Origin of the sequence: Paenibacillus plantarum (genome assembly GCF_013141695.1) — a bacterium.
GTDB classification, from domain to species: domain Bacteria; phylum Bacillota; class Bacilli; order Paenibacillales; family NBRC-103111; genus Paenibacillus_E; species Paenibacillus_E plantarum.
Genome location: NZ_WHNY01000036.1, coordinates 96,616 through 116,157, shown reverse-complemented (window position 1 = coordinate 116,157; position 19,542 = coordinate 96,616). Strand labels below are relative to the sequence as shown.

Sequence of the window (19,542 nt, the reverse complement as noted above, 5' to 3'; positions counted from 1 at the left end):
GGCGCGGGCATGAATAAGGAATATATTCGATTGTTGGAGAGATGGATGAAAGGGGCGGCGCCGTATTTGTACACAATTTCCGGTCAGTCCGGGCTGGCCTGCTACGGCACGGGAGACAACGGCTGGGGTGTACAGACGAATCAGAAGGCGTTCGCCGCTTACGCGATATTGGCAGCCGACGAACAACTTGACCCCGTACGGGCGGGCATGTCGCGGGAGGCAATCCTGAATACCGCGCTATCGCTGCTGCGCTTCTCGCTGCAAAGCCATCACGAAGGTGCACATCGTTGTACGGACGGTACCAAGTGGGGACATACCTGGATTAGCGTGCTTGGCATCGAACGTATGATGCACGGCATCGATGCTATTGATGAGCATCTGACGGAGGAGGATCGGGCGTTGCTACGCAAGGTGCTTATTTCGGAGAGCGATTGGTTATTGGAGAATTACGACATTGTAGGCGGTCTTGAAGCGAAAGACGGGCGCAACAAGCCGGAGAGCAATCTGTGGAATGGAGCGCTTCTGCACAGAACCGCAATGATGTACACGGATTGTCCCCAGGTTGAACGGTATAAGGAAAAGGGAAGCGGGCTGTTGATCAACGCCAACTCCATTCCGTCGGATGCACTCAATGAGGCGATTGTGGACGGGAAGCCGATATCGGCGCGGTTCGTCGGAGCCAACTTTTTCGAGTCGATGGCTTTAAACCATCATGGTTATTTAAATGTCGGCTACATGGTGATCTGTTTATCGAATGCGGCGATGCTTCATTTTACGTATAAAGCCAGAGGGATTGCCGCCCCAGAATCTCTGTATCATCATGTAAAGGAGCTGTGGCAACTCGTTAAGAGCTGCACGTTCCCTGACGGACGGTTGATCCGCATCGGCGGGGACACGCGGGCTCGTTATACGTATTGCCAGGAATACCTGGTGCCGGTATGGCTGCTGGCACGTGATCTGTACGGGGATGACGTCGCCAATATGGAGAAAGGTTGGCTGAAGCAAATCCACTGTGAGATGGACGTCAACGGTGACGGCACGTTTCTGTCCAAGCGGTGCGGCGCTCTGGCGAAAGCCTCGCCGCTGTATTACGCGCGGCTGGAATCGGATCGAGCGGCGGCGCTGTCCATGGGTGCGATATGGGCAGAGCTTGCCGGCAGACCGTCGACGACAGACGAAGCGGCACCCTTCGAGCGAGAGACCATCGAGCCGCTGCAATCGTGGAATGACGAGTTTCACGGCGCTTACCTGCATCGAAGCGCCAATCGGGTCGCCTCGTGGGTATGGGATTCGGCAGAGAAGCCGCAGGGGCTGTGTCTCCCTCCGGATGCAAGCCATATGGCGGAGTGGAGAGAAAATCTGGCGGGCAGTATAAGCGGGCTGGGCAAAGTCAGCGGTCAACGGCTGGAGCGTCACGCGGGAAAAAGCTTCGAAGGCGGCTTCATAACGTGGGGCAGCACGATTTATTATACGCATGGGCTGATTGCCGAAGGTAGAGATGCGGAGGACATCGCCCACAATCAGCTGGTTTGCGTCGCGATTCCGGATGACACGCATATGGTTATGTTGCAGCACGCTAAGGCGTTAGACCGCCGAGTGTTTGTCGATGGGGTGAAGGGATTGCAGCTGCTTATCCCGAACGATGTATATAATGGTAATCATCGCAGCTACTATTATTCGGATGGCGTTCATCCGATTCATGGCTACGAGGCGAAGCAGGAAATTGTTGACTTGGACTCGGCTTGGGCCAACGTGGATGATCGTCTCGGCGTCTTGGCGGTCTACGGCACGGATCAACTGCATGTAAACCGGCCGGGACAAAGGCAGATCGGTCTGAAACGATCGCTGCGCTTCGAAGAGAAGGAAGGTTCGCTGTATGCCGATGAGCTGTGCGGTCCAATTCGGCTAGGGCTGCATTCGTTAGATCCGAACGAGACGATACTGGATACCGGGTACGTACTGCAAGCAGGCAAATCGCATTTGTACACGGATCGTTATGCGTCCGAAGGAATGGTGCGAGAGCTGAACGGCATCGCCTCGGATGGGCTCATCCGAGGCGTCGAGCTTCTGGGAGCCGATGGTATACGTTACTTGGTTATTGCGAATTTCGGCATGCAAGCTGAGCCAATAAGCTTCAATGCCGATTATGCCATCTGGGATCTTGCCGAAGACAGCTCTTTGGAGCCGGATGCCTCGGGTTATGTTCGGTTTACGCTGGGCGCGGGGGAAGGCAAGACGTTTAGCCAAATAACGAAAACCTATCCAACTGGTACCAGTACGCTATTTAGATAGAAGGGGGAATTCCGGCATGAAAACGATTAAGTTAACCGAAGCTTGTCTTCGGGGTGCCGTCTCCATAGCACCGACAGAGGTGGGACTTCGTCCTTGGCGTTTGCCTCATCATCAGCTTAACTTGTTCGCCTCTGACTTGGTTGAGAAGGCGGGAGTAGCGGCAGGTGTTCGAGTTGCTCTTGCAAGTGATTCCACTTCCATGGAGCTGCAGGTCGCAGCAGCGGAGCAAGATCTGCAGGTTGACCTAGTGATTGACGATGAGTTAGTCGGTACAGGCACGTTTGTAGCGGGGGAAGAGAGCTGTTTATTTACAGGCATGCCTGCGCGTATGAAGAGGGTTGAGCTGTATTTGTCGCAACAAGCCGCCGTCACAGTGAAAGCGCTGAGGATCGACGATGGGGCCTCGGCCTTGCCCTTGCCGAACAACCGGCCGCGATGGGTAACGTACGGTAGCTCAATCACACAATGCGTTGCAGCTGAAAGCCCCGCTCAAACTTGGCCGGCGATCGTAGCGCGCCGCAAAGGGTGGGACTTGACATGCATGGGCTACGGGGGTCAATGTCATCTGGAGCCAATGGTAGCCCGCGTCATCCGCGACCTTCCCGCCGACATCATCTCCATGTGTCTCGGCATTAATGTCATGGGCTGGGGCAGCTTGAATATCCGGACGTTTCGTTCGGCCGTTATCGGGATGGTAATGATCATTCGGGAGAAGCATCCGAGAACGCCGCTGTTTTTAATCTCTCCGATATATTGTCCTCACAGGGAAACGGATGGGAACTTGGTCGGGTTGAACTTGGTAACCATGCGGGAGGAAATCAGGGAAGCGGTTCAGATTCTAACCTCGTATGGGGATGAGCATCTTGCCTATGTAGACGGCTTGGACGTTTTTGGACAAGCCTTCGCGGATAAGTTGCCGGACGACCTGCATCCGAACGCCGAAGGATACAAAATAATGGCTGATCGTATGCTAGACAAATTAACGTTATAGCTTGCAGGCATCCTTGCTCGCCGGATAGTTGAATCTGGGGGACAAGGGCTTTTTAAGAGTTCCTCGAAATGAGGTGTCTCAAAAGCCATAGGCTCTAGGGGCACCCTCTTCAAAGTTTTGAAATCTGTAAAAAACAAAGAAATCAACCATTGGTAAAATGGAGGTACCACCGCATCTTTGCCGACGCCTATCCTGATGGTGGTCGTATCATCTACGCCTACACGCAACGGATCTACTCTTATTGGTAATGAGTCGATCATTGGACTGTACCCTAAGCGTAGAAGTGCTGAGTACAAGAACGCTTCGGGAATTTCCGGGTCGGTGGATGCAACGCTTGCTGTTGGTGTCGTGGTGCGTGGCCTTAATCAAGAGAATGTAGGGCTTTTCTTAAAAATGTGCAAGTGTGGGTAGGGTTTAGCCCTATGTGTGAAAGAGTATGTCGGTGGGTATTCGTTCAAACGTAGTGGAAGCGGAGACGCACTATGTAGGGGACTCTGCAGTGGAGACTTAGCTAACGTATTTGTCAAAGCAGACATCAAGGAGAAAGTCTAGGATATGTCAAAAGTATTTCAAAACTAATTTGTCATCCAACAGTAGTATCTGGTGATATCGGGTGACGAATATTAAAATAGGAAGAGTTTTTTTAGGCGTTCACGCACTTGGGAGAAAGCTTTAATTTAAATTTGACTAGCTTTTGAAAGTATTATATTGAAGTTCGGATTGAATATCAGGGGTTATTAAATGTATCGACAGGCGAGTTCTGAAATGGAATTCGCCTCTTTATTTTAAATCATAAATCATGCATGATACATGATATATAATAAAGAGCAGATGATGGATTTGAAAAAAGAGCTTAAATCGTTCTGTAATAACGGATGAAATCTATGCGTTGCTTAAGGAACAAATCATCAACCATGACATACCCTCTGGTGAAAAAATTAACATCGATCAGCTAGCTCGTGATCTTGAAGTGAGTAACATTCCTAGTCTCCAGCCATCTGTTGTCCGAGATGGAACTTATGTGCGACCGGGTCGCCATCCTGCAGCAGGGCAAGTTGGTCGACGTGAAGCCGATTGGGCATTTTACCCAGGATAGCGAGCAGACACCAACGTATCGGATTGAAGCACAGCCGATTGAAGAAGCGTTGGATGTCTTGGGACAAATGGAAGGAATCCAGAGAATTAAGCTTCTCGATGAGGCTCTCATTGAGGTCACGACGGAGCGGGAACGCGTTCCGGACATGCTGGATGGGTTGATGCAGCACCATATTCGAATCTATGGCGTCCAGGTAGTTCGCCTGTCACTGGAAGATCGCTTCTTGGAAATTACGGGTACAGGGAGGAAGCAGATTGGTTAATCTTGTTCGTAACGAAAATATGAAGATCTATCGAAGGACGAGAACGTGGATTCTAGTCGGATTTATGATCGCATTGGTGCTTTTTGTCAACATTATCGAATGGCATTCTGATGGTAAACAATCGCAAGGTGAAGGCTGGCGGGTGGAACTGCAGCAGGAGAAAGAACACCGAAACGAACTTTTGACCAAGCCCGAACTCGCAGAGGAAAGCCGCACTTATAACCTACAACGGATCGCCCTCATCGATTATCATCTGGAGAAGGGTATACTCACAACGGATGGTACGATGTGGGATGGCATAAATGGTTCAGCCTCTATGGTACTTGTAATAACCGTGTTCACTATCATCATCGCCGGAGATATCCTGGCAGGCGAATTCTCGACTGGCACCATTAAGTTGCTGCTTATCCGACCAGCTAATCGACTTAAAATCCTAATAGCAAATATATCTCTTCCTTGATGTTTGGCATCCTTTTGTTGCTCACGCTTTTTTTCGTATCCGTCACGGTCAACGGTGTCTTATTCGGCTTTGGAGATTTGAATCTGCCTTTGATCGAAGTGACCTATGAGGGGTATATCGTCGAGAAGAATATGGTTCTTAACTTGTGGAAACCATACCTGCTTAACGGGGTATCAACGATTCTGTATGTCACTATGGCTTTTATGATCTCGTCCGCTTTTCGCAGCAGCACCATGGCCATCGGGTTCTCCATTGTCGCCTTGTTTGGAGGTAATATTTTGCTGGAGGGGCTACACCGGTTTGATTGGAGCAAGTACCTGTTGTTTGCGAATACCGACCTCACCCAGTATTTGAGTGGGAGACCCTATCATGATGGAATGACGCTTTCGTTCTCGATCGGAGTGCTTGCGGTCTACTTTCTTGCATTTAATCTGATTTCCTGGCTTATGTTCACGCGAAGAGACGTGGCGGCTTAAGTTGATGGTATGATAGTAGAATCCGTGTTATAGCAAAAAAGGAATTCACCAAAAAAAGGTTGTTTTAGTTCATCCAAATGATTAAACTTACGGATACTAGTAGATTCAAGTAACCGATGAGATGAAGAGGAGGATACGGAAATGAAGACGATTAAGAGCATGATGGATCACCTGATCTGGGCCGACGGACGCATCTTGGACGCGCTCGGGGAAAGTGGGACGAAGAACAAGGACCTTCTGAAGTTGGTTCGGCACGTCGCGGTCGCGGAACGAGTCTGGCTTTCCCGATTGCAGGGCAAGGGCACCGCGCAATATGCGTTGTGGGAGGAAGCGGATGACCTGACTGCGATCCGGGCGATGTTCGAAGAAAACGCCGAGCAATATCGCGTCTATATCGAAGAACTCGAGGAATCCGAGTTGGACAAGATGATCGACTATGCGAACCAGAGCGGTGTTCCGTTCCGAACGTCCGTCCGCGACATCCTGTTGCAGGTCCTCTTACATGGGCAATATCACCGGGGACAGATCAACCGGGCACTTCGGATCGAATCGGCAGAGCCTGCCCAAGTGGATTACATTACGTTCGCGAGGCTCTAAGTAGTTTGTCAGAAGTAGTTCAAAACTTAATTTGTAAATTGATTTCAAATGGAAGCCAGCAGACCTTTGCGTTTGCTGGCTTCACCTATTAACATTAAAGTTAACACAATAATGACCAGAGCTAAGTAAAAACTCTGGTCATTAATTCGTAAAGCTTATTTTTTAATACTAAATCCATTCGTAGAATCATAGTTAATCGTCAATCCAAGTTCGTCAACTGCAAACTTCCAGGTCATTGGAAAGTAGGTAATATCCTTATAAACAATTAAGGGATAGTCCTCTTTGTAGTTATCAAGCCATGAGTCATTTATGAATACATTAAATGTTGGAAGATCGATGATATATTCGGAGTAAGGATTGTTATACGTACCCTTTTTTTCTGTCAAGAGCGAAGCCTTATTTTCGGTTTTTCTTATTGAGAAGCCTGTATCATCACTCCAATTTACTCCCACACCTAAGGCCTGAGTGTAACTCCAAGTCATCGGGAAATACGTGATATCTTTATAAGATAATACCGGATATTCAGCATACGCATTATCGATTTGAGTTCCGTTTATCAAGATTTTATAGGAGGGTATAGTTGCTTTTAAACTTGTATCAACAACTTCTACTTTTTTAGTTTCTGGGGCTGCTGGAGCTTTTGTTGAAGGAGATGTAGAACTACCACCTGAGCTGCCACTTCCAGAACCTGAACTTCCAGAGCTACTAGAACTTCCACCGTTATGATAATGGTAACCAGAACACAATCCTTTAGACTTGGATGCTGCCGAACAATTATGACCACCGCTAGAATCTGTTCTTCCCGAGTGTGCAGCAGCAGTAGTAGAGAAAGTAATGAGTAGTGCCAATGAACTAAGTAACACTTTATATTTCAAATAAAATCCTCCTAAACATAGTAAAATATTCCTAAATGAGTATATCATAAAAATTAAACCGAATATTTTTTATTTTAGATTTTGAAAAGACTTGATATCCAAGGCTACTTAATTGTCACCCAACAGTAAGTATAAATATCGAAATACAACCTCGTCTTTCCTCATCCTTTTGAGGAAAAATGAGGTTTTTTGCCGTTCCAACAGGCTTTTCCGAAGGAATACTCGGTTGTGATTGTTCACTCGCCTTTGATTATCAGCAGCTATTTCACATTCCCTTCGGTAATGATTGTAGACGGTAATAAGTCGATTCGATAGGATCAGTGTAGTCGGACGGAGAGTTGCTAGCCGATGTTACGGTATGCTGCAAATGAGAGCCTAGCCATGAGCTGGGCATCCATTTAGGGCCTCTGGAGGAATAAGAATAAGGGAGGATACAAGTGGAATACGAGAAATATGAAGATCGGGTTCGGATGGAGAAGCAGCGCGTAGAAATTAGGGAGAATCAATATTCACCCTACTGCGACTTTATTTATTACAACTCTTCCCGCCATCCCGAACTTCAATTAGCAATGCGGGTGCTGAAGCCAGGAAAGCCTTCGCGGCTAGTAGTGACGACACATGGCTGGCATATGAGCATACCGCCTTTCGAGGTAATGGATACACCTTGCGTCGATGAGTTAATTGTAGAAGTAGATATGCGAGGACGTGCATTCTCTGAAGGTTCTCCGGATTGCAACGGCTGGGAGCTGTTCGATGTGATTGACGCGGTCACCTATGTACAGCAACAATATGAAAGCTTCATTGAAGATAGCTCGCTCGTCTATTTTGAGGGTGGAAGCGGTGGCGGTGGGAATGCTTATGCAATCATCGCCAAGTTTCCCGATTTCTTCGCGGCAGCGACGGCGATGTGCGGCATTACGGACTATACGGTCTGGTATGAGAATGACGCGATTGGTGAATTTCAAGATGAGCTGGACGTCTGGATTGGACATCCTCCGCGAGATAATCCAATGGCTTACGCTTCACGAAGCGGGCTAGCGTTAGCTTCGAACCTGCTAACACCCTTATTTATTTGCCATGGAGATACGGATATTCGTGTGCCTGTTGATCATGCCAGGATGTATAAGGAGCGTTTGGAAAGTCTTAATTTGAGCGATAGGCTGGATTACTGGGAGCTGGAAGGTGTAGGAACGCGCGAGCATTGGGGGCATGCCACACAGCAGCAAATGGTGGAAATACATAGCCGGAGCGAGCAACATCGTGCAAGGCATGCAACGCCAATTGATATGCCAGAACGAGGACGGTTTATGATAGGTGGCTACTTATTTACGAAGCGCTTCTCGATCGTACTCGACTCGCTCGATCACATGGCCATGGTCGACTATGACTTAGTTCAAAAACAATTTATTGTAACATCCGTACAAGGAGATGAATGCGGATATAAGTTGGAGCTGTACGGCGGATTAGATTAGTCAGGCATAAGGTTGTTAAAGAAAATATAGAAATTCGCCGATCTTGCATGCGGCGAAATGCCAGAAGGAGGAGGAGCACCATGCTCGCACAACATAAGGCTGTCCCTGGTACCAAAGTAAGGCCCACGGCGGTCGATAGAAAACGAATCGCCAAATTGCTCATTCGCGACCAATGGCTATATTACATGCTGTTGCCCGGCATTATTTATTTTATTTTGTTCAAATATTTGCCGATGTGGGGTGTGCTGATATCGTTTCAAAATTATCAGCCATTTCTAGGATTCTGGCATAGTGATTGGGTGGGCATGCAGCATTTCACCCGTTTTTTCGGGGAGCCAACGTTCTGGATGCTGCTTCGCAATACGATCGTGCTGGCGATGTACAATTTGGTTTTCTTCTTTCCGCTGCCGATCATTATCGCACTCCTGCTGAATGAGGTACGCAAGGAAGCATTTAAACGTTTTGTTCAAACGATGATTTACATCCCGCATTTTTTTTCCTGGGTCGTAGTTGTCGGTATGGTCTATATGCTGTTTACCGTTGAAGGTGGGCTTGTTAATGAACTGATCGCTAAGGCGGGCGGCGAGAAAATCAATTTCTTGATCAGCAGCGAATGGTTCCGCACGCTCATTATGTCTGAGGTGATCTGGAAGGAAACCGGCTGGGGCACGATTATTTTCCTAGCGGCACTCGCAGGGGTTGATCCGCAGCTGTATGAGGCATCGAAAATAGACGGTGCTGGCCGTTGGCGACAACTGTGGCATATTACACTGCCCGCGATTCGAAGTACAATCGTTATTTTGTTCATTTTGCGACTCGGGCATTTTCTGGACACAGGCTTCGAACAAATTATTTTAATGCTAAATGCGTTGAATCGCGAAGTAGGCGAGGTTTTCGATACGTACGTTTATTCCGTAGGTATTAATCAGTCTCAATTCAGCTACAGCACAGCGGTGGGTCTGTTTAAATCGCTCGTTGGCTTAGTGCTTGTTCTTGTAACGAACGCGCTCGCCAAAAAATTCGGGGAAGAGGGCATTTATTAATGCCGAAAGGAGGGGATCTATGTGGGCCGAAATTTAGGCAGCCGATTGTTCGATATGGCAAACTATACATTCTTGATGTTGCTCGGGTTGTTGACGGTCGTGCCATTTCTTTATATGGTGCTCGGCTCGTTCGCAGCGCCTGAGGAATATGCGAAGCAGGGAATTGTTCTACTACCAACACAATTCTCACTATCGGCATATACGTATATTTTTTCAACGGATACGATTATGCGAAGTCTGCTCAATACAGTTATTATTACGATCGCCGGTACATTCATTAACATTGTCTTTACGTCGCTGATGGCGTATCCATTATCGCGCAAGGAGCTGCTTGGGCGCAGGCCAGTGATGTTGTTAATTATTTTCTCCATGTTATTTAGCGGCGGGATGATCCCGACCTTCTTGATTGTTAAGGCACTGGGGCTAACGAATACCTTATGGTCGCTGCTGCTTCCAGGTGCAATAAGTGCCTTCAATCTCATTATTTTGAAAAACTTTTTTCAACAAATGCCTGAGGGGCTGGAGGAATCTGCCAAGATAGACGGATGCAATGACATGATGATATTATTCAGAATCATATTGCCGTTGTCGATGCCTGCCATAGCCACGTTTTCTCTGTTTTACGCGGTTGGGCATTGGAACTCATTCTTCTCAGCTATTCTATATATTAACGATACGACGAAATGGCCTATTCAGGTACTGTTGAGGCAGGTAGTCATTATGTCCGAAGGGGGTATCGGTGATTCAAGTCAAGTGAACGAAGCCATTGCGCTTCCGCCACAATCGCTCAAAATGGCCGTTATCACCGTTTCGACACTGCCGATTCTGATCGTATATCCATTTTTACAAAAGCATTTTGCCAAAGGTGTATTGTTAGGCTCAGTTAAGGGTTAAATGATTTAACCATATAAAAGGGAGGCAGGAAACAAGATGGAAAGAACAACGAATGGGAATAGATTGCGACTATGGGGGTTGGCGTCAGTTGCCTTAACGACATTCCTCGCAGGATGTGGGGATCAAGGTGCATCTTCGGCAACGAAAGCTCCAACAGCCACGGAGGCCACAAAAGAGCCACTCAAACTATCCATGATGAATATGTATTACTCGGCTGAACCACCAAAGGCGGATAATGAGGCGATCAAGCTGATTGAGGCGCATACGAATACGAAGCTCGACATTACGTGGGTGCCTAATTCCGCATATAACGATAAAATCAATGCCACCATTGCGGGGGGCGAACTGCCCAAAATTATGATGATTGCGAGCAATAAGGCTTCCGGTATTGTTAATGCGGTGAAGTCCGGAATGTTCTGGGAGATTGGGCCTTATTTAAAAGACTTTCCGAATCTTAGCAAGTTGAATCCGCTGGTGTTGAACAATATATCCGTAGATGGCAAGGTTTACGGTATTTATCGCAGCCGGCCTGTTGCCCGTGAAGGCATTATTTATCGCAAGGACTGGCTGGAAGCAGTAGGTCTTACTGAGCCCAAAACGATTGACGATTTTTACAATGTCGTGAAGGCGTTTGCAACGAAAGATCCAGACAAGAATGGTAAAGCTGACACTTTCGGCATGTACGAGGGTCGGGGAATGAACGGCTTTCAGACCATTCTGAGCTGGTATGGCGGGCCTAATTTATACGGCGTGCAGGACGGTAAGGTGGTACCTGATTTTATGTCCAAAGAGTACATCGACGCACTCAAGCTGTATAAACGGATGTACGATGAGAAGCTGATCAATCTGGATTTCGCCGTCGTTCCTGGTACGAAACGTCAAGAGTCGATTAACCAAGGAAAAGCAGGACTCATTATCAGCACATTGGACGATGTGAACTCAGGCTTTAACGATTTGGTTAAGGCAAACCCAAGTGCGGTTCTTGACGTGGCTAGTCGGATTACTGGACCTAAAGGCGAGCGTCTCATGCTGTACAACGGCGGTTATGTCGGGGTTTATATGTTTCCAAAGACGAGCATCAAAACCGAGCAGGAGCTGAAACAAATTCTTGGCTTCCTTGATAAGCTTGGTGACAAAAAAATGCAAAACTTGTTTGAGTGGGGAATCGAAGGCAAGCATTATAAGGTGGAAAATGGCAAACCAGCTCGCCTAGATGGTAAGGCGTACGAAACGGATATTAGCTCCATTTACCAGCTTCGCTATGATGATGGCAGCCAAACCGATGCAGGAGAAGATGTGCCGATTGTCAAGAAGTATAAGCAAATGTTCCAGAAAAACACGGAAATTGCCGTCGCCAATCCAGCGGAATCATTCGAATCAGCAACGCTAGCGGAGAAGGGCTCGGAATTGACGAAAATTGTCCAGGATGCGCGAATCAAGTTTATTATGGGTAATATTGACGAGGCTAGCTGGAACCAGGCGGTTGAGCAATGGCGTAAAAGCGGCGGTGATAAAGTCATTGAGGAATATACCGTACAATATAACAAGCAGAAAAAATAAGCGCTAGTGAATCGCAAGACGAGACAGTCGCATCTGCGTTACAATAGAAGCACTGACTCCAGCCACAGTATTCAGCTGAATGCGGGAGTTTACAACAAGACGCTGTCTTATGGAGGTTGATCTTTAATGAAAATCCGCTCACCCCGTTTCTTAATAAAGCTGTTCTTATTCAGTTTGGCTTTGGGTACTCTGCCTGTCCTCTTGCTTGGTGTACTGTCGTACAATAAGTCGTCTGCTATGATCGAGGATAAAGTGGCGAAAGGAAACCAACTGAATTTGCAGCAAACACAGCAACGGGTAGAGCAGATTCTCCGGGCGGCTGACACGTCAGCCACTCATTTCATTAATTCAGCACTGGTCGTCAGTGCGATCAATATGAAGCTGGCACCGGAACAGTTCGAAACGGTTAACGGCTTGCTTCAGGGGCTGCATCAGTTGCAAAGCTTCGAGCTAGGGATCGATGATATCGTGCTTGCCAGCTTCAATCAGGGGTGGGTGCTCGATAACAATACAGAGGTATTGCCGTTGTCAAATTATCGCAATGCCGATCTGATTGAGCGATATAAGCGGGATAACAAATCCACATTCTGGGCACCTTCGGTGTCTGGCGATCAAGTACATTTGGTGAAAAAGCTGCCTTTACATTCGCTGAACCCGTCGGGGTTGCTCATTGTCAAATTTCGGAGCGCGGAGCTTGCTCGCTTGCTAGCGGGCAGCAATGAGCTTGGCGAGGCAATGATCGTCAGTGAAACAGGTGGGTTGCTTGCTCATAGCGATCCCTCTGCGATTTCGCAGGCAGCCGGGTACGAGGAAGCGTTGCAGACTGTGCGTACTAGCAAGGAACCGGTTGGAAGTTTCCGTACGACTGGTAATAATCATGCTGCAGTGGTCTATCGGAAATCCGCCTATACGGGATGGGCTTATGTATCTATTGCATCTGTCGATCTGATCACACGAGATTCCAAGGCCATTGAATGGTATACCTACACCATTTGTTTCATTATTTTAGTCATAACGTTAGCTTTGTCTTGGCTTGGGGCGAGCCGTATGTACCGTCCGATCAACCGGCTTTACCGCGATTTACAGGCTGAGCCGGAGCTTAAGCCAAATGGCAGTTCCGACGAAATTGGCTATATTGGCAGCCAGGTGAAGAATATGCTGGGTGTACAAAGCAATTTGAAAAATATCGTTGAGCGGCAGCGGGTCCAATTGGAAGAGCTGTTTATGATCAAGCTTTACGAAGGTGAGTTGGCACAGCGTGAAATCAGCGAGAAGCTTACTGCTTTCAAGTGGGAGCGGAAGTGGACGCAAGTGTGCGTCATCGCCGTGCAAATTGATGCGTTGCGCGATACACGCTATGAAGAGATAGATGAGGATTTACTGCTATTCTCCATTAATAATATGGCGGAGGAGCTTATACCGCTGCAGCGGAGATTGAAGCCTGTCGTCATGCACCGTAAGCAGGTCATGCTGATTGGGTGTGCAGCAGGTGAGGAAGACCGTTATAAGCAGATCGTCAACGATCTGTGTGCTGAAATGAAGCAGAAGGTAGCGCAGTTTCTGGAGCTGAGCATTACCTTGGGAGTCAGCCGGTTTTATGGGACGATTAACGAAGCCCGGTCTGCCTATGAGGATGCCAACGAAGCGCTGAAATATGCAATTCGTATGGAGCCGGGCTCCGTTATTTATATTGAAGATGCTGAGCCGGAGGGAACACAACTTCGCTTTCCCGTGACGCTGGAACGGGAGCTGCTCGATGCCGTAAAGCTGGCCGATGAGGAACTGGCCAATGAGCGGTTGTCCGCGTATTTGCATAGCGTTTTCCAAGAAAAGGTCAGCCATCGTGAATATTTCGTGACACTAACGTCGTTGCTGCTTGCGCTTGTACGTCTGAAACAGACGTTGGGCGACGAGAAAGAGGCTGTATTTGAGGGCGAGAAATCGCTGATTGACGAGCTATACAAGTTGAAGACAGTAAGAGAGGTGGAGCAGTGGTTTGGGCAAACGCTGATCCACCCCCTTATAACCCGTTTGGAAGGACTGCGTAAAAAGCAATATGCGCGTATTTCCGATCAAATGCTTGCCATTATTCACAATGAAGCGGGAACCGAGCTATCACTCGACGACTGTGCTGCAAGGCTTGGCTATCATCCCGACTATATCCGTGGCGTATTCCGCAAGGAGGTCGGCGTTAACTTCAGCGAGTATTTATCTAATTATCGGCTTAAGCAGGCCAAAGAGATGCTAACCGATACAGAGTTGAAAATCACTGACATTGCTGAAAAACTGCACTATACGAATCCACAAAATTTTATTCGCTATTTTCGCAAGCAGGAAGGAATGACACCTGGACAATACCGTGATTTGCAAAGGAAAAAGGAGTGATCCAATAATGAAGAATAAACGAATAAGCAAACCCAATGCTCGCATGTTTACGTTCTCTCGGTCCGCGAAAAGAGGTATCGCCCTTACGGCCATCTGTTCTATGTTCTGGTCGAGTCTTGTAGCCATTGGAGTCCCAACCCCTGCTGCATGGGCAGATACGCCCCCTCGTGCTCCTATTATTCGCGATGGAACCACGTATGCGCTAGATTTCAACAGCGGCACGATGTCGAACGGAACCTATAACGATGGTGTACGTAATGCGTTCAAATTTGCCGGGGACACGGCGAATGTAGCCTTATCAGGGGGAGAGTTGGCAGTCGGTCCTGTTACTGCTTCGACAGTGGGCGTGTTTGACTATGGCTTCACGAGTGCCCCTGAGCATAAATACAGTGACTTTGAAGCTTCATTCGATATGACGGTGACTCAGCGCGAGTTAAACCGTCAGCTTGGTGTTCAATTCCAGAAGAATGGCTGGAGCGATGGCTGGGATGCTCAGCTCAAAGCGCATATCACCTTTGATGCCAAGATGAATTTGTTCGAAGGCTCGACTTCAATTGCGAATACGGATGGGAACAAATACAGAGGCTTGAAGGAGTACGGGATGCCAGCATTAAACCGGGATACATTGCCGTGGGGGACATTCCGGATGAAGTTATCGGCTGAGGGGAATCGAATTCGCGCCTATGTGAATAATGCCACTTTGCCGATTATCGATGTGACACGCAGTTCGGTGCTAGGCGAAGGCTTCGTCGGCGTGTTTGCGAACGCTGCTACCGGATTTCGTATGGATAATTTCGTCTTTAATCGGCTTCTTCCAGTATCAGATCGGGATCAAGTCAGACTTGCGGGTGATACAAACGGCTTTTATATCTTTATTCCGGAACTGAATGAGAGCGTTTCCAAATTTAATATTCGCTACCGCAATGTAACGGATGGAACCGCTGCGCAGCTCAGTGTTTATAACGCAGAACGCGGCAGCTATGCACGGATTGGCGGTTTGACTGCCGGCAAAGATTACAGCGTCGAGCTGCTGCCGGTTTACACAAGTGATCGTACACTTGTCGATACCGAGTTGACCATGTACCAAGGTGCAACAGTTCATGTAGGCAATCCGTTACAGACGCAGCTATCGCTGTCAGCGGGTGAAACGTTTTATGGAGCGTCCAAATCGATCGATTACTCGGTCATTGGCGCAGATGCAATCCGATACACACTCGATGGCTCTGAACCGGATGTAACCCATGGGACGGAAGTGACTGGCGATACAATCTTTAACGGATCGCTGACGCTCGACCATACAGCCACGCTGAAAGCCGTAGCCATTCAGGACGGTCAGATCAAAGCGAGCAAGCAAGAGACGTATGTGGCTGGCGCGAATCCTGTTACGATGTCTGCCTCCCAAGTATTTTATGACAGTCTCCCGGTTTCACTCGCATCCAGCTATGCCGATGCGATTATATATACGGTAAATGGAACGACTCCACAATACAATGCGGCGACCAATACGGCTGCCAACGGGATGATGGTCAGCGGTGCTGCAGCTACTATTACGGTAACAGATTCCGTCTATATGCAAGCACTGGCGGTCAGAGGTGGTGTAGCCGGAACTGTGATTCGTTCAGCTACTTATACCAAAGTCGCTTTGAACAGCGGACTGGTTACGTCTTGGGATTTTACAAGCAACACGGTTCTCCATGCGGAGGAGCAAGATGAGCTGTATGGCAAAAACTCGGCTCCATGGAGCAACCTTCTTGGCTGGGACGTGAATTCGGATAAGGGCGTCTACGCCAATCATATTGTTACCGATAATGTGTACCGCGATGTGAACGGCGTGCATCTGTTCACGACATCGGAGCCGATTCAGTCCACGACATCCAATCCCAATTTTTATTTGGATACGCATGATGCTGGCCTGCAGCCGATACCATCGGCTTATCGATACGTCAGTGTATGGATGAAGACGAACCATACGGCGAATGCCGCCATTTATTTTGCCACGGATGCGGGAGCAGATACGAATAAACTGAGCGAATCACGTAAAGTGGCGTTCCGAAATACGGCGGCTGAGACGCCTGAGTTTCAGCGTTATATTATCGATATGGGTAACAATCCTGGTTGGACAGGAAACATTACAAAGCTGCGTATTGACCCAATGGCCACATATCCAAGCATGAAGAATGGCATTGAAATTGTTGTGAAGGAGATCTCGCTGCTGCGCAAGCAGGATCTTCCAGCTGAAATCCGACTGACGAAGTTTCAGTCTTCTCCGCACGAGATTGTATCACCAGGCGACCATTTTCAGGTAGAGGCGATGCTTGAAAATATCGGTGCTGACGCATCTGGGATCTCCATCCATCTGGATGCCCCTGACTTCGTGGAGGTGACGAGGGTATCCCCGGCACCGGGGACGACGCTGGCTTCCGGGCAAACGCTTCAACTTGTCTATGACGTGACGGTTACAGGCACAGGCGCCGGAGGCATAGGGCTGACAGTGACGGGCAGCGGTCTCCCTACAACCAGGGACACGGCGAGATTGTTCAGCGTGGCGAACTCGCTTCCGGAGAGCGGGCAGCCGGATGATCTCATCCTCGGCGACGCAGACAAAAGGCTCGTATTTCCGTCGCCAGCTTCGACAGGGCTTGACGGTTATGGTTTCGGCTGGTTGGAAGCGAAACGTGCAGGAGCTTGGGTACGCATGGCCGTACTGCCTTCGCTTGGCAGCGTGCAGCAAATCGTTTACGGTGATCAGTTGGCCGTCCGAGAGCTTTATGCACCAGCACCGGACCCAGAGTCGCCTGGCAACTTCGTGGTGTCATTCACCGATCCTGAAGGAGCGGCATGGAGCGGCAACGTAACCATTACATCAGATGTGTATGGAGACTTTCAGTTCTCTCACACCTTGCAAGCTAACTCTCTGCGGCAAATTGCTGCCATCGTCGGTCCCACGTTATTGCTGGGGGAAGCGGGAATTGCATCTGTGGATCCGCAGCAGAAGGTGATCACCTCGACCTCGTCAACCACAGGGGATTACGTGAATGAAGCTTTGTTCCCTGGCCTGGAATGGCTTGACGACCACAATCTGAACAACCGTTCTTCGGATACACAAGCGGTGTTGAATTCGTCAGATGCGTTCCGTTATGTGCCTCATCCGCGTAAAATTACCGTCCCACTGATGGCGCTGCGCAAAGGAGGCATTTCATTCGGGCTGATGTGGGATGCTCGGCAGTCATGGGATGGTGTACACGATCAGCCTGCAGCATTTTTCGCACTGCCTAACCGTTTGGAACGAGGGGAAGACACGGTATCTGCGAAGCTAAGCTTATTCATCCCGTCTGTTCTTAACGGGGTTAACGAAAATGCCACAATTGCCACGGGGATACCTGCCTATTACGAGCAAGTGACGGCTAATGCCAATAACGAAAATCCAGTGCGTCAGCCGTACTCCCTGCCAGCAACGCAACCTATATCGCTGCAATCAAGGTTGTTCGTGTCGCATGATACGGAAATTTCTTCGACAGTGGGGCGATGGATCAGGACATATGGGCTACCTGAACCTCTTGCGTACGCAAGCGGCACGATGCAGAAAGAAAGCAAAGCCCTGCTTGGCAGCTTTGAGAATTTATGGCTGCCTGAGCAGAATCAATGGATGAACCGGATCGGTCCGGCCGCCACACCTATCATTACGTCTGCTTTTGTCATGCCATACGCGGTGCTTGGCCCTTATGGTGATGCCACGAGGAGGGCACTGGCGGAGCAGCGTGTACAAACCGCAAAGAATCAAATCGGCACGAATTATTCCACATATGGCTATATTTTGCCGTATTATTTGGATGGTATCGCTGCTAAGACGATGGAAGCACTTCAAACCATTAACGTTGATTCATTAGTCGCTTCGGCTACACTTGTAAATCCCTCTAGCGTTACAGCAGGCGTATATTGGGATTATCAGACCTATATCCAGAAAAAAGGATTTCCCGTCAGCGCCTATATGGGTGCACCGAATGAAGTGACGCCAGGCTCAAACGCAGAGTTTGCTTTCAAAATGCTGCGCCAAGCCCGGATGACTGGCAATGTCAATGCTTCGGTATATGGTAAGGCAGCGATTGATTACATCAACGCGAGCTTCACCTTGCCACGAGGTTCACAATCTTGGGAGCTGCGGAACATGATTCCGGAGCTGGAAACGGCTGCTTTCGCTGTCCGCGCTAACGTTGAGGCCTATCAAATCACAGGGCTTGCTGCATACTTGGAGTACGCTAGACAATGGGCCGATCGCGGATTACCATTCGTATATGTATGGGATGACGGCAGCTACGGTATCAGCAAAAACAACGGAGAAGGCGGGGAGTTTGGCAGCCATACGTTTATGCGCTATGGTGCTCTTGCCGCTTTCGGGCAGTCGATTTATCGCAGCGACGGTAAGCCGCTGCCGGGTACTTGGTTCGGCCGTCCTGTCCAGTGGTCGGGACACGACTATGGGATTGCGCTGCTAGAGTTGGAGGCAGCGATGAAGCAACAGGGAAGCTGGAACAGCTATATGCAAAATGGCGGGGTTGATTATCACAAAATCAGCCTGGGGCTATCCGTCAGCGGCTCACGCCAGACAACGGCAGCCGATGCTGAGTATCCTCGCCATTTATATGATGCGACCAGCCTGTTGAAATGGGAGACGTCCGATTATTTATATCCCAATTACCAAGGCGCTGAACTGCTTGGTAAGCTGCTTGGTTCGAAAACAAGCCCGCAGACCGTAAAAACAACTATTGGTGCTAAAGAAATTCGTGTCAGTGCTGCGGCGGAAGTGAAGTCTGTAACCCCTCAAACGAATGAACTACAGCTTAAATTAGGTTTTGAAGAGCCTGGTGACTATACGATACTTGTTCAAGGCGCTTCTGTCATAGGCGGAGCCACAGTCGTTGAAGGTACGGCTCAAATGGTTTCATTCGCTGCTCGTTCTGGTAGTGGACTAGGAGAGATTCATCTCCGGGTAGTGGCAGAGGGGAGTTCGGAAACCGTGGTAAGGCTCACGTCAGTAACTTGGAAGTAAGTTGTCTAGGTATTCCAATTTGGCAACATGGACTATTTTGTCATCTGTGCCACACTCCCAGGTTTTCACCAAAAAGCCAGCAAACCCAAGGG

The 19,542-nt window shown here is 48.7% G+C and carries 12 protein-coding genes and 1 pseudogene; 12 read left to right on the top strand and 1 reads right to left on the bottom strand.

What is annotated here, in order from left to right; genetic code table 11:
* Nucleotides 1-9: 9 nt before the first annotated feature.
* From GC096_RS11405 to GC096_RS11375, 6 genes and pseudogenes are all read left to right on the top strand, one after another.
* Nucleotides 10-2,292 carry a hypothetical protein gene (locus GC096_RS11405; protein WP_171630353.1) on the top strand — a complete coding sequence of 761 codons (2,283 nt, stop codon included), beginning with the start codon at nucleotides 10-12 and terminating at the stop codon, nucleotides 2,290-2,292.
* Nucleotides 2,293-2,308: 16 nt separating this feature from the next.
* Complete coding sequence (locus GC096_RS11400) at nucleotides 2,309-3,283, top strand: SGNH/GDSL hydrolase family protein (RefSeq protein ID WP_171630352.1); 975 nt, start codon at nucleotides 2,309-2,311, stop codon at nucleotides 3,281-3,283.
* Between the two features lie 177 nt (nucleotides 3,284-3,460).
* Nucleotides 3,461-3,694: a hypothetical protein gene (locus tag GC096_RS11395; RefSeq protein ID WP_171630351.1), complete on the top strand. Its 234-nt coding sequence runs from the start codon at nucleotides 3,461-3,463 to the stop codon at nucleotides 3,692-3,694.
* Between the two features lie 608 nt (nucleotides 3,695-4,302).
* Nucleotides 4,303-4,641, top strand: a complete 339-nt coding sequence (locus tag GC096_RS11390; RefSeq protein ID WP_171630350.1) for a hypothetical protein — start codon at nucleotides 4,303-4,305, stop codon at nucleotides 4,639-4,641.
* Nucleotides 4,634-5,577: pseudogene (locus GC096_RS39700) on the top strand (ABC transporter permease). The gene GC096_RS11390 and the pseudogene GC096_RS39700 overlap by 8 nt, the downstream one beginning before the upstream one ends.
* A gap of 141 nt (nucleotides 5,578-5,718) precedes the next feature.
* Nucleotides 5,719-6,174 carry a DinB family protein gene (locus GC096_RS11375; protein WP_171630347.1) on the top strand — a complete coding sequence of 152 codons (456 nt, stop codon included), beginning with the start codon at nucleotides 5,719-5,721 and terminating at the stop codon, nucleotides 6,172-6,174.
* A 155-nt stretch (nucleotides 6,175-6,329) separates the two neighbouring features.
* On the opposite strand, the gene GC096_RS11370 is transcribed toward GC096_RS11375, so the two are convergent.
* A complete protein-coding gene (locus GC096_RS11370; RefSeq protein ID WP_171630346.1) occupies nucleotides 6,330-7,049 on the bottom strand; it encodes a YHYH domain-containing protein in 720 nt (239 codons plus the stop codon).
* 437 nt (nucleotides 7,050-7,486) lie between these two features.
* Between GC096_RS11370 and GC096_RS11365 the strand changes: the two genes are divergently transcribed.
* The 6 genes from GC096_RS11365 to GC096_RS11340 all read left to right on the top strand — a co-directional run bounded on the left by GC096_RS11365 (nucleotide 7,487) and on the right by GC096_RS11340 (nucleotide 19,450).
* A complete protein-coding gene (locus GC096_RS11365; protein ID WP_171630345.1) occupies nucleotides 7,487-8,521 on the top strand; it encodes an alpha/beta hydrolase family protein in 1,035 nt (344 codons plus the stop codon).
* A gap of 80 nt (nucleotides 8,522-8,601) precedes the next feature.
* Nucleotides 8,602-9,564: an ABC transporter permease gene (locus GC096_RS11360; RefSeq protein ID WP_171630344.1), complete on the top strand. Its 963-nt coding sequence runs from the start codon at nucleotides 8,602-8,604 to the stop codon at nucleotides 9,562-9,564.
* Nucleotides 9,565-9,618: 54 nt separating this feature from the next.
* Entirely contained in the window at nucleotides 9,619-10,458 is an 840-nt protein-coding gene (locus GC096_RS11355; protein ID WP_171630379.1) for a carbohydrate ABC transporter permease, read from the top strand.
* A 36-nt stretch (nucleotides 10,459-10,494) separates the two neighbouring features.
* Nucleotides 10,495-12,018, top strand: coding sequence for an extracellular solute-binding protein (locus GC096_RS11350; protein WP_171630343.1), 1,524 nt, complete (start codon nucleotides 10,495-10,497; stop codon nucleotides 12,016-12,018).
* A 126-nt stretch (nucleotides 12,019-12,144) separates the two neighbouring features.
* A complete protein-coding gene (locus GC096_RS11345) occupies nucleotides 12,145-14,403 on the top strand; it encodes a helix-turn-helix domain-containing protein (protein ID WP_171630342.1) in 2,259 nt (752 codons plus the stop codon).
* 7 nt (nucleotides 14,404-14,410) lie between these two features.
* Nucleotides 14,411-19,450, top strand: a complete 5,040-nt coding sequence (locus tag GC096_RS11340; protein WP_171630341.1) for an FN3 associated domain-containing protein — start codon at nucleotides 14,411-14,413, stop codon at nucleotides 19,448-19,450.
* Nucleotides 19,451-19,542 lie beyond the last annotated feature (92 nt).